Source organism: Enterococcus sp. SMC-9 (assembly GCF_021011285.1).
In the GTDB taxonomy this organism is placed as follows: Bacteria; Bacillota; Bacilli; order Lactobacillales; family Enterococcaceae; genus Enterococcus_C; species Enterococcus_C montenegrensis.
The window spans coordinates 31,390-42,231 of sequence record NZ_JAILYE010000001.1 but is presented as its reverse complement, the minus strand read 5'-3'; the positions used below and the strand labels follow the sequence as shown (position 1 = coordinate 42,231).

The following is a 10,842-nucleotide window of genomic DNA, read 5'->3' as shown; positions in this document are numbered from 1 at the left end:
TTTTTTTATATAAAAGAAGGTTATGTTTAATCAGTAATTTCACGAATGGAGAAGCTAGCTGATTTAAACAAATGATGATTTATTACGAAGACTTTATCGTGCTGTTCGTGAACTTTACCAATTTCATATTTAATAATTTTTTCTTCGCCAGCTTTTAAGATATGCTGGGATTGATAGGGTTTAGTATGTTTGGGATTATCTAACCAATTTCTGGTGTCTAAACTATAGCTGTTATGAATTGCCTGCACCGTACCGTCAAAGACTTTGATGTGAAAGTACCTTGTACCGGTTTTGTTAAAATGCAAAGTATGAAGACGCTTATTGCCAAATAATTTTGTGAGGAAGATTTTTTCCGGATTAGTTTTCATTTGAGACTCCTTTTTTGGGAATTTCAGATAAGCGATAGCCAACGTGCTTTTTTAAAAGAACAGATTTTGGTCGCACAATAAGTTGAGACGTATAAATCCCTTGATGACCGGATATGAAATAACTAATAAAAGCACTTGCTACATAAAAAGGCAGCATTTTTGCGCCGAATAAGTCAATCCCCAACATAATTGTCGTTAAAGGAGCGTTAGCAGCACAACCGAAGACACAAATCATACCAATGGCAGCAAATAAGCTAGGTGAAAGTTGAAAACTGGTAGCAATTCCAGATCCTAAAGCAGACCCGATATCAAATAATGGTGTCACTTCACCACCTTGAAAACCTGCCCCCAAACTTAAACTAGTAAACAATAATTTAAACAAGGCCTGTTTTACAGATGCAAGTCCTAAAAAGGCATCCTTTATCATCCAAAGGCTCAATCCTTCATATTTTTCTCCTTGCAAAAGGAGCATTAGGATAACTACAATCGCACCTGTAACAAATGCTCGTATTAAAAAATGGGGAAGAGCTTGGCGATAAAATTTTTTAAAGCTGTGAGTTAAGTAGGCAAACAGTCGTCCAGCTAAACCAAAGGCAATGCTTGCAACAATAAATACTAAAACAAAGCGGGGTGTAATGCTTGTTAATTCCTCAATATGATAATGACTATGACTGGTACCCCAAATTAACGCTGTAAAATTGCCGACGTATGCAGCTGTAAAGCAAGCTAGTAAAGCGTTGCGCTCTATTTTTCCAATATACGCCATTTCCATGCCAAAAAATGCTCCAGCTAAAGGAGTACCAAAGATCGAGGCAAAACCGGCACTGATACCCGCGTGAATTAATAGTTTGCGGTTTTTTTTATTTAATTTTAATTGTAAGCCTAATTTGTTTGAAACAACACCGCCAATTTGTACAGCACTGCCTTCACGACCAACAGAGGCACCAAATAAATGGGATAAAATTGTAAAGATAAAAGTAAAAAATCCCATTCTGACTGGTACACGAGCTTCTTTTTGAATACTTTCAATAATCAAATTGTTACCCTTATCTGCGCCTTTGCCATAATTTTGGTATATATAGGCAGTTAGGACACCCAGTATTGGTAAAAAATATAGGAGATAGGCATGGCTATCTCGGAAACTTCCCACCCAAGCTAAACCGGCTAATAAAAAATGAGAGACGGTCCCGGTAATAAGTGCAACAATGAAAACCGCACCGTAAAAAATGCCACTTTCTTTTACCATTTTTACTACTGCTTTTTCGAACATTTAAATCCCCCTAAAAATAATGTGATGAAATATCTGGGTTGATGTTTTCGCAAAATAAACACAAAAAAAAGCTAATGGTTCTACAAATAAACTTGCAGAAGTCATTAGCTTAATAGCGGTTTTGGATAATTCCAAGGGAGAACATCATTCCCGAGATATTTAACTGTTGTTAGTTTAGCGAAAAGTAGTATTCAAGTCAAGAAAATTTCAGAAAATATTTTTTGACAGTGAATAACGTCAATGCTTTGTCAGTTTGACGCGCTTTTGATAACATAATGATGTATTCAAAATAAATTTGAGGTGAAGATATGCGAATAAATAAATCTAAAGTTGCAATTATTGGTAGTGGTCTGGTGGGTTCTTCAACTGCCTTTAGTCTCATTACCCAAGGTGTTTGTGATGAGGTGTTAATGGTTGATATAAATGCTGAAAAAGCGTCAGGTGAAGTACGGGATTTGCGAAATTCCATTCGTTTTTTAGGTCGGAATGTGCGGGTAAAAGCTGGCACATACACAGATTGTGCAGATGCAGATATTGTCGTTATTACTGCCGGTGCACCACCAAAAACAGGACAAACGCGATTGGATACCTTAGATATTAGTGCCAAAATCGCTAAATCAATTGTGGAACCTGTCATGGCAAGTGGTTTTGATGGAATTTTTATTGTTGTTTCTAATCCAGTCGATATGTTAGCACATTTGGTTTATAAATTATCAGGGCTACCCAAAAACCAAGTTATTGGTTCTGGAACTTCTGTTGATTCTGCTCGTTTACAAAACTTTTTAGCAGATTTAGTTGATGTTGATCCTAGAAGTGTATATGCATACGCTCTAGGTGAGCATGGGGACTCTTTGATGGTACCTTGGTCAACGGTAACGGTAGCGGGAAAATCATTTACAGATATCATCGCTGATAATACGGAATTAGTAGGAGATGTAGACTTAGATGAGATAGTTTATAAAACTACACAAGAAGGTTGGGAGATCTATAACCGTAAAGGAACAACTTATTATGGGATTGCATCTGCCTGCGTGGGGATTATTAAAGCTGTTTTATATGACGAAAACTCAATTGTTCCGGTTTCAACTTTATTGGAAGGTGAGTACGATGAAACAGGAATTTTTGCTGGTGTTCCAGCTGTTTTAAATCGCTCGGGTGTTTTTGATATCTTAGAAATTCATATGACTGCAGAAGAAGAAGCAAAATTCCATCACTCTGCAACGGTTATTCGGGAATACACAGAAAAAATTCAAAAGTATGAAAACTAGTCTAAATTTTTCCTGTTGCGCATAAAGTAAAAAAAGTAAACCACATAAATTAAATGTTAAATCGCCATAAGTTGAACAAAAATAGTATCCGATTTTTAGGAGGTCGAAATTTGAAAGTAGAAGTTAAAAATAAAGATTTCCATTATCAATTGACTTTTGAAAGAAAAACCATTGAAAATGTCACCTTGATTGTGTGTGGCACGATTTTATTGAAAAAGTTAATCAAAGATTGGCGTAAGAAACGATAGTAGAAAGAGATATTACATTACAAAATGGAGTAACAAAATAATATTTTTGTAATTTTTAGGTTGAAAGTAAGGCTTTCATTTTACGATTAATGTTTTCTTAATTTTTATCACTTAAATTATGGTTGTTATATGACAATTGTCAGAAAATTTTTGAAGGAAATAATTCAAAAGATAAAAGGAATAGACCACCTCTTTTTTAATAAAGCTGGTTTTTTGTAATAATTTTTGTGAAACTGAAATATTCTGTTACGGCGTTGTCACCTATAAATCGCTGCTCCTTGTTATGATATACAAGTCGTTTGAGACGAATATTGAAACAATAAAGGAGCAACTTATAGATGAAATTAGTAAAATCACTTTTTGCAACAACAGCAATTCTAGCCGGTGTCGCAGCCTTTGGTGTTAATGCCAATGCCGCCGAAGTTGAACATACCGTTACAAGTTCAGATACATTAACAAGTATCTCTTTGAAATACTATGGTGACACAGATCATGTTCAAGCAATTGCAACAGCAAATAAAATTACAAACGTTGATTTAATCATTGATGGACAAGTATTGAAATTTGATACAGACAAAGATGTTACGACTTCATCAGACACTACTGCTGCACCAGCTAATCAAACAACGAGCCAAGAAGAAAGTTCAGCAGCAACAACGAATACAGCCTACTCTGGTCGTACAATCACGATGGAGTCAACTGCATATAGCTCTGATCCGGCCGATGCTTTAGGTGGTGGCACAGTGACTGCGACTGGTCAAAATCTTTTAGAAAATCCGATGGCAGTTGCCGTTGATCCTAGCGTTATTCCTTTAGGTACCCATTTATATGTTGAAGGTTATGGCGAGGCCTACGCAGTTGATACGGGTTCTGCAATTCAAGGAAATATTATTGACGTTCATTTTCCGACAGCCGCACAATGTGATGTTTGGGGCCGCCGACAAGTGCAAGTAACCATTTTAGATAATTAATTTAAAAATTATAATTAGAGGCGCAAGCCAGTCTTTCATATTGAAAAAGACTGGCTTGTGCTTTTTTGCTTTGTTTTTGCAGACAAGCCTGCTACGTAATAAATATATGAGGGAAAAGTGATAATCATTAAAAAATAGACATGGTTTTGTTTTTTGTTTGTCATTTTATTGTATACTTAAATTATTAGGTACTTTTTTGGCAAAAGTATCGAAAATTTTTTTAAGGAGGGACCATATGCGAAAAAATTTTCAAGAAGTGATTGTTGCTATTTTACCGATGACAGTTTTAATTGTCATTTTGACTTTTATTTTTGCGCCGTTACCTTTTGAAGACCTGGCTACTTTTATTGTTGGGGCAGGAATTATGATGATTGGCATGACGCTGTTTTTATTTGGTGCGGAATATTCGATGTTGCGAGTTGGCGAATTAGTAGGGGAATATATGATCAAACGCCGCAGTTTAGCAATCATGATTAGTCTGGGCTTTTCAATTGGCATCGGGATAACAATTGCCGAGCCTTCTGTCCAGGTTTTGGCACAACAAGTGACAGAAATCTCAGAGGGTACGATTACAAAAGCTGTTCTGATTGGGGTAGTAAGCGTCGGTACGGGAATATTTCTGGCTTTTGCCTTGTTACGAACAGTGTTTCGTCTGTCTTATTATCACATGATGTTAATTGGCTATGTTGCAGTCTTTATCGCCTCATTTTTTACCAGCCCGGAATTTATGCCGATCGCTTTTGATGCTGGCGGTGTCACCACAGGTCCGGTTACAGTACCGTTTATTTTAGCATTGGCCAGTGGGTTGACGAGTATGATTCATCAAGGAAAAGGAGAAAACGATAGTTTTGGTATGGTAGGTGTTTCTTCTTTAGGCCCAATACTTGCAGTAATGGTTTTGGGGGTGATTTTCCAATGATTTTTTTACAACAAGTCTTTACCGGCTTCACTGAAATGATTAAAGATGTCTTAATTGCAATTTTTCCAATTGTCTTTTTATTTGTCTTGTTAAATTTTACCAGCTTTAAGCTGAGTAAAAAGAAATTCAGTCAGATTTTAAAAGGTTTTTTGATTACGACAGTAGGGTTAATTTTATTTTTGCATGGTGTTAACATTGCTTATGTGCCAGTGGGGCAATATTTAGGAAGTGAAATTGCACAACTGGATTACAATTGGATTTTAATTCCCTTGGGATTTTTAATGGGTTTTTTGGTAGGCTTTGCTGAACCTGCAATTCACGTGATGGTCAAACAAGTGGAAGAAGAAAGTGGTGGAACGGTACGCGGCAAGGTACTATTAGCTGTCGTGTCGCTTGGAATTGGGGCAGCGGTTAGTTTGTCGATGTGGCGTTTACTGGCAGGATTTAGCCTTTATTACTTTCTTATTCCGGGCTATATTGCAGTCTTTATTTTAGGACGTAAAGTTGACAAAATGTTTTTGGCCATGGCATTTGATAATGGCGGGGTGGCAACTGGACCGATGTGTTCAACCTTTATTTTATCAATGGCCGTTGCTATTGCGGCTGAAATTGAAGGGCGTAGCCCGTTGATTGATGGTTTTGGTGTGGTGGCCTTAATTGCTTTAACACCGATTTTATCCACCTTAGCACTAGGATATATTTATAAAAAAAGAGCAGAACAAAAAGCAGTGAAAATGGAGGCTGAAAAATGAACAAACCAGTAGCTTTGAACCTTGAGATGATTATTACGATTGTAGACCGTGGCATTGGCGATGAGGTCATTAATTATTCAAAATTAGCCGGAGCAAATGGCGGAACTTTGCTTCATGGTAAAGGATCTGGCTCTCATGATAAAGGAAAGTTTTTCGGGATTGAAATTGAACCTGAAAAAGATGTTGTTTTGACTTTGGTGCCAGATACTTTAACAAATGAAGTGATGGATGCTATTGGTAAAGGGATTAAAATTAGCGAGCCCGGTAATGGAATTTGCTTTAGTATTGATATTGATAAGGTAATGGGAATCACAGAAATCAATTCCTATCGTAAAGTAGTCGATATGGATCAATTATTAGATTAGTGTAGTAAAAAAGTAAAATCACCAGCTGGTATTTCTTAGTCTTTAAAAAGAGTAAGAAATACTAGCTGGTGATTTTTTAATTGCAGGGTTTAGTTTGGTAATTGCGCTTTTTGCTCATGATCTAAACGACGTAAATCTTTCATCGCTCTAACATAAGAGTACAATAAAACAACGACTGATCCAGCCCAAGCAAGTGGAGAAGCAGCTGCTGCCCCGGGATATTGGAAGTAGTGAGTTAAAACAATTGCAGCAAAAGAACGCATAATCAATTCCATGATACCCGCGATTGTGGGGATTTTGGTCTGTCCCAAGCCTTGTAGCGTATACCGTAAAATAAAAAGAATAGCCAAAATCCAATAAAGACTAGCGACGATTAAAAAGTAAATACGAGAAAGTTCAAAAACCTTCGTCTCACTACGACTAACAAATAATGCAACAAAGGAATCACCAAATAAAATTACGACAATGCCTGCAACAATACTAAAAATAATACTCATAATTAAGCATTGCTTGACCCCTTCTAGAATGCGCCCATATTCTTTTGCCCCGTAATTTTGGGCGGTAAAGGTGGCCATTGTCACGCCAAAGCTCATCATCGGCTGAGTTGCAAATTGATCAATCCGTCCGGCAGCAGCTTGAGCTGCTACTGCATCTGTTCCCAAACTATTGAGTGCCGACTGTAAAATAACTGCCCCAATAGCGATAATAGAAGCTTGAAAGGCCATTGGTAGACCGGCATTTAAATGAACACGGTATTCATCTTTTAAGTTTTTGAAATCATTTTTGCTAATTTGTAAAAGCGGGATACGGCGTTTAATATAAATAAAGCACATCAAGCTAGCTGACATTTGGGCGATAACCGTTGCATAACCAGCGCCTGATACACCCATATTAAATTTAGTAATGAAAATTAGATCTAATACCACGTTGATGATGACAGCAAAAATCAAGAAGAATAACGGCGTACGACTGTCCCCTAACGCCCGCACCATATTACTCAAAAGATTAAAAGCCATGGCTGCAAACATTCCGCCCAAAATAACGGAGATAAATTCTTCCGCTTGATCAAAAATTTCTGGTGGAGTTTGCATAATATGCAGTAAAGGGCGTAGAAAAACTAAACTCAAAACCGTCAAAATAAGGGTAACGATTAAACTAATCACAAGACTTGCAGCAAAACTTTTTTTGACTCCTTTGTAATCTTTTGCACCAAAACGTTGGGCAGTAATAATGGAAAGCCCTGCGGTTAAACCTTGGGCAAAACCAATGATTAAAAAAGTAATGCTCCCTGTTGAACCTACAGCGGCTAAAGCATCTTTGCCGATTGTTTGACCGACAATGATCATGTCTACCATATTGTAAAACTGTTGGAAAATATTCCCTACAAATAATGGAATTGTAAACATAAAAATCAGTTTGGCCGGTGTTCCTTTTGTCAAATCTTTCATTTATTTACTCCTATTTTTTTGTAAATTTATTTTTAATTCAAACTTGTTACCTAAGCAAAGTAAATGGTAGCATAACGACTATTAAATACAAGCCTTTTCAAAGAGGTTTTGCAAGAATTTTCATTTTTTTCATGACATTTCTTTTTATTACTGGGATAATAGAGCTAAGGAGGCGGCAAGATGAAAGTTGTATTGATACGCCACGGTGAAAGTATTGCAAATTTTGAAAATTATTGGACGGGGTGGCTGGACGTCCCCTTAACAAAAAAAGGTGAAGAGCAGGCAAAAGCAGCTGGAAATAAAATAAAAATGGCTCAGCTGCAATTTGATGCCGTTTTTACTTCTGTTTTGCAACGTGCCATTTTAACAAGTCAATTGGTTTTAGAAGCAAGCGATCAATTGTGGGTGCCATTAATAAAAACTTGGCGCTTAAATGAACGACATTATGGTGCTTTAATTGGTAAGAATAAAGATGAAATGACAGCAATTTATGGCGCAGAACAAGTAAAAAAATGGCGGCGGGGATATTTTGAAATGCCACCATTAGAATATGCAGGAAATTTTGATCGCCGTTATCAAAATTTGGCAACCCAAGATCTACCAAAAGGAGAAAGTCTTGACTTAACGGTTAAACGGGTTATTCCATTGTGGCAAGATCAAATTGTACCGCTATTGTTAGAGGGTAAGAATATTTTAATAGCTGGACATGGCAACAGTTTACGGGCATTAGTGAAATATTTAGAAGCTGTTCCAGAAAATGAGATGGATACGATTGCAATTCCCAATGCTGCACCAATCGTTTATGAATTCGACGATAAGCTGCAAATAATCGCGAAAAAGTTGCTATAAACACGAACTTTTCAAGCTTATAATTCAATTATGTTCACTTTTTTGTCGAAAGGACAACTTTTTTTTGCTATACTCGAAAAAAACAGGAGGTATTTTTATGAAAGCTATTTTAACAGTAATCGGACAAGACAAGGTGGGAATCATTGCCGGCGTCAGCCAAAAGTTGGCTGACTTAGATATTAACATTTTAGATGTCTCCCAAACCATTATGGAAGATTATTTTACAATGACCATGATGTTACAGTTAAAACAAACCGCAGAGTTTGAAAGTATCAAAAAGGCACTTAACTTAGTAGGAGATAGTTTAGGTGTCAAAATTAACATTCAAAATGAAGAAATTTTTAATGCAATGCATAAATTATAGTAAGGGGTTATAACCATGGAGACAAATCAGATTTTAGAAACCATTCGCATGGTAGAAGAAGAAAACCTGGATATACGTACGATCACAATGGGAATCTCTTTACTAGACTGTATCAGCGGCGATGTCAAAAAGACTTGTGACAATATTTATCAAAAAATTACAACCAAAGCTTTCGACTTGGTAAAAGTAGGAGAAGATATTGAAACGGAATTCGGTATTCCTATTATCAATAAACGTATTTCTGTAACACCGATTTCACTGATTGCTGCTGCAAGTGGAACAAAAGATTGCATTCCTTTTGCAAAAACTTTAGATAAAGCAGCAATTGCTTTAGGTGTAAACTTTATTGGTGGCTTTTCAGCTTTAGTTGAAAAAGGCTATCAAGGTGCCGATGAGGCGTTGATTGCTTCAATTCCAGAGGCGCTAAAAGAAACGCAATTTGTTTGTTCTTCGGTTAATATCGGTTCTACCCGGGCGGGAATTAATATGGATGCAGTTAAATTAATGGGGGAAACAATCAAAAAAACTGCGGATGCTTCTGATATGGGGTGTGCCAAATTAGTTGTTTTTGCTAATGCAGTTGAGGATAATCCATTTATGGCTGGCGCCTTTCACGGCGTTGGTGAAGCTGATTGTGAGATTAATGTTGGTGTCAGTGGTCCCGGCGTTGTAAAACGGGCATTAGAAAAAGTGAAAGGCGAATCTTTTGATGTCGTAGCTGAAACTGTTAAGAAAACTGCTTTTAAAATTACGCGTATGGGTCAAATGGTCGGACAAGTTGCTTCAAAACGTTTAGGTGTACCCTTTGGTATTGTCGATTTGTCATTAGCACCAACGCCTGCTGTAGGAGACAGCGTGGCTTTAATTTTAGAGGAAATGGGTTTGGAATCAGTTGGAACCCACGGCACAACTGCAGCTTTGGCACTTTTAAATGACGCTGTAAAAAAAGGTGGCGTTATGGCTTGTAATCATGTCGGTGGATTATCGGGTGCTTTTATTCCAGTTTCTGAAGATGCAGGGATGATTAAAGCTGTTGAAAACGGATTATTGAATTTAGAAAAATTAGAAGCAATGACGGCAATTTGTTCAGTTGGTTTAGATATGATTGCTATTCCTGGTGATACGACTGCTGAAACGATTGCGGCAATGATTGCCGATGAGGCAGCGATTGGCGTGATTAATCATAAGACCACTGCAGTTCGGATAATTCCAGCTAAAGGACAAAAAGTTGGAGACATGGTAGAATTTGGTGGCTTGTTGGGTCGTGCGCCAGTAATGAAAGTTAATCCGGCTAAAAGTGCTGATTTTATCGCGCGGGGCGGCCGTATTCCAGCCCCAATCCATTCATTTAAAAACTAAAGGTTGATGAAAATGAAAGATTTTATTTGGGATTTTGACGGTACTTTATTTGATACGTACCCCAATATGTTAAAAGCTATTTTAAAAGTTTTGCAAGAAGAAGGTCTAAATCCTCCAAAAGAAGAAATTTATCGTCTTCTAAAAGAAAAATCTTCAAAAGCCGTCACTGAAGGCTATGACTTAGACTTTGTTGATTTTTCCAAGCGATTTCATCAATATGAAGATCAAATGGATAAATGGCCGCATCCTTTTAAAGGCGTAAGAGAAATGTTATCGGCTGTAAAAGAGCAGGGTGGACAAAATTTTATTATGACCCATCGAACTGTCGCATCCACCAAAAAATTATTGGCCTATTACCAATTGACTGATTTTTTTGTTGAAATTGTCGGCGAAGAAAATAATTTTGCAAGAAAACCGAATCCAGAGGCGTTGCTTTATTTGCTTGCCAAATATCAGTTAATAAAAATGCAAATGGTGATGGTAGGTGATCGCCTTTTAGATATTACTGCGGGTAAACAGGCTGGTTTAAAAACCATCTTTTTTGATAATGAAGGCTTATTAAAAAATATCCCCGCAGATTACTACGTTACTGATTTTAATCAGTTACAAAATCTCATTACAAAATAAAAAAATCGTGAAGATTAGCAAAAGCTGGTTTTCA

General features: G+C 37.0%; 13 protein-coding genes and 1 riboswitch. Of the genes, 10 read left to right on the top strand and 3 right to left on the bottom strand.

Going from position 1 to position 10,842, the window contains the following annotated elements:
* Positions 1-26 precede the first annotated feature (26 nt).
* On the bottom strand, positions 27-368 hold the full coding sequence (locus tag K4422_RS00210) for a hypothetical protein (RefSeq protein ID WP_230708467.1): 342 nt from the start codon (positions 366-368) through the stop codon (positions 27-29).
* Positions 358-1,638, bottom strand: a complete 1,281-nt coding sequence (locus K4422_RS00205) for a chloride channel protein (protein ID WP_230708466.1) — start codon at positions 1,636-1,638, stop codon at positions 358-360. The genes K4422_RS00210 and K4422_RS00205 overlap by 11 nt, the downstream gene beginning before the upstream one ends.
* A gap of 88 nt (positions 1,639-1,726) precedes the next feature.
* A riboswitch (Fluoride riboswitch) is annotated at positions 1,727-1,799 on the bottom strand.
* 147 nt (positions 1,800-1,946) lie between these two features.
* Between K4422_RS00205 and K4422_RS00200 the strand changes: the two genes are divergently transcribed.
* The 6 genes from K4422_RS00200 to K4422_RS00175 all read left to right on the top strand — a co-directional run bounded on the left by K4422_RS00200 (position 1,947) and on the right by K4422_RS00175 (position 6,161).
* Positions 1,947-2,906, top strand: coding sequence for an L-lactate dehydrogenase (locus K4422_RS00200; protein WP_230708465.1), 960 nt, complete (start codon positions 1,947-1,949; stop codon positions 2,904-2,906).
* 110 nt (positions 2,907-3,016) lie between these two features.
* Positions 3,017-3,154 (top strand): hypothetical protein, encoded by a 138-nt coding sequence (locus K4422_RS00195; RefSeq protein WP_230708464.1) that lies wholly within the window; start codon positions 3,017-3,019, stop codon positions 3,152-3,154.
* A 338-nt stretch (positions 3,155-3,492) separates the two neighbouring features.
* The gene (locus K4422_RS00190; protein WP_230708463.1) at positions 3,493-4,125 is read left to right on the top strand and encodes a 3D domain-containing protein; all 633 of its coding nucleotides are present in this window, start codon (positions 3,493-3,495) and stop codon (positions 4,123-4,125) included.
* A 235-nt stretch (positions 4,126-4,360) separates the two neighbouring features.
* The gene (locus K4422_RS00185) at positions 4,361-5,044 is read left to right on the top strand and encodes a DUF1538 domain-containing protein (RefSeq protein ID WP_230708461.1); all 684 of its coding nucleotides are present in this window, start codon (positions 4,361-4,363) and stop codon (positions 5,042-5,044) included.
* Positions 5,041-5,796, top strand: coding sequence for a DUF1538 domain-containing protein (locus tag K4422_RS00180; protein WP_206904096.1), 756 nt, complete (start codon positions 5,041-5,043; stop codon positions 5,794-5,796). Before K4422_RS00185 ends, K4422_RS00180 begins: the two co-directional genes overlap by 4 nt.
* Positions 5,793-6,161, top strand: a complete 369-nt coding sequence (locus tag K4422_RS00175) for a P-II family nitrogen regulator (protein WP_206904098.1) — start codon at positions 5,793-5,795, stop codon at positions 6,159-6,161. Before K4422_RS00180 ends, K4422_RS00175 begins: the two co-directional genes overlap by 4 nt.
* Positions 6,162-6,250: 89 nt before the next feature.
* Here the strand turns inward: K4422_RS00175 and K4422_RS00170 are convergent, their stop codons facing one another.
* The gene (locus K4422_RS00170; protein WP_230708459.1) at positions 6,251-7,609 is read right to left on the bottom strand and encodes an MATE family efflux transporter; all 1,359 of its coding nucleotides are present in this window, start codon (positions 7,607-7,609) and stop codon (positions 6,251-6,253) included.
* A gap of 180 nt (positions 7,610-7,789) precedes the next feature.
* On the opposite strand from K4422_RS00170, the gene K4422_RS00165 reads away from it, so the two are divergent.
* The 4 genes from K4422_RS00165 (at position 7,790) to K4422_RS00150 (ending at position 10,808) form a co-directional block, all read left to right on the top strand.
* A complete protein-coding gene (locus K4422_RS00165; protein ID WP_230708457.1) occupies positions 7,790-8,458 on the top strand; it encodes a 2,3-bisphosphoglycerate-dependent phosphoglycerate mutase in 669 nt (222 codons plus the stop codon).
* Positions 8,459-8,555: 97 nt separating this feature from the next.
* Positions 8,556-8,822: an ACT domain-containing protein gene (locus tag K4422_RS00160; RefSeq protein WP_206904108.1), complete on the top strand. Its 267-nt coding sequence runs from the start codon at positions 8,556-8,558 to the stop codon at positions 8,820-8,822.
* Positions 8,823-8,837: 15 nt separating this feature from the next.
* Positions 8,838-10,181, top strand: coding sequence for a PFL family protein (locus K4422_RS00155; RefSeq protein ID WP_206904110.1), 1,344 nt, complete (start codon positions 8,838-8,840; stop codon positions 10,179-10,181).
* Between the two features lie 12 nt (positions 10,182-10,193).
* Positions 10,194-10,808 (top strand): HAD-IA family hydrolase, encoded by a 615-nt coding sequence (locus K4422_RS00150; protein ID WP_230708455.1) that lies wholly within the window; start codon positions 10,194-10,196, stop codon positions 10,806-10,808.
* Positions 10,809-10,842: the final 34 nt, after the last annotated feature.

What these genes read in the sequence shown, in the direction of transcription:
- K4422_RS00210 (WP_230708467.1), bottom strand. Translation starts at nt 368, where the DNA reads ATGAAAACTAATCCGGAAAAAATCTTCCTCACAAAATTATTTGGCAAT.
- K4422_RS00205 (WP_230708466.1), bottom strand. Translation starts at nt 1,638, where the DNA reads ATGTTCGAAAAAGCAGTAGTAAAAATGGTAAAAGAAAGTGGCATTTTT.
- K4422_RS00200 (WP_230708465.1), top strand. Translation starts at nt 1,947, where the DNA reads ATGCGAATAAATAAATCTAAAGTTGCAATTATTGGTAGTGGTCTGGTG.
- K4422_RS00190 (WP_230708463.1), top strand. Translation starts at nt 3,493, where the DNA reads ATGAAATTAGTAAAATCACTTTTTGCAACAACAGCAATTCTAGCCGGT.
- K4422_RS00185 (WP_230708461.1), top strand. Translation starts at nt 4,361, where the DNA reads ATGCGAAAAAATTTTCAAGAAGTGATTGTTGCTATTTTACCGATGACA.
- K4422_RS00180 (WP_206904096.1), top strand. Translation starts at nt 5,041, where the DNA reads ATGATTTTTTTACAACAAGTCTTTACCGGCTTCACTGAAATGATTAAA.
- K4422_RS00175 (WP_206904098.1), top strand. Translation starts at nt 5,793, where the DNA reads ATGAACAAACCAGTAGCTTTGAACCTTGAGATGATTATTACGATTGTA.
- K4422_RS00170 (WP_230708459.1), bottom strand. Translation starts at nt 7,609, where the DNA reads ATGAAAGATTTGACAAAAGGAACACCGGCCAAACTGATTTTTATGTTT.
- K4422_RS00165 (WP_230708457.1), top strand. Translation starts at nt 7,790, where the DNA reads ATGAAAGTTGTATTGATACGCCACGGTGAAAGTATTGCAAATTTTGAA.
- K4422_RS00160 (WP_206904108.1), top strand. Translation starts at nt 8,556, where the DNA reads ATGAAAGCTATTTTAACAGTAATCGGACAAGACAAGGTGGGAATCATT.
- K4422_RS00155 (WP_206904110.1), top strand. Translation starts at nt 8,838, where the DNA reads ATGGAGACAAATCAGATTTTAGAAACCATTCGCATGGTAGAAGAAGAA.
- K4422_RS00150 (WP_230708455.1), top strand. Translation starts at nt 10,194, where the DNA reads ATGAAAGATTTTATTTGGGATTTTGACGGTACTTTATTTGATACGTAC.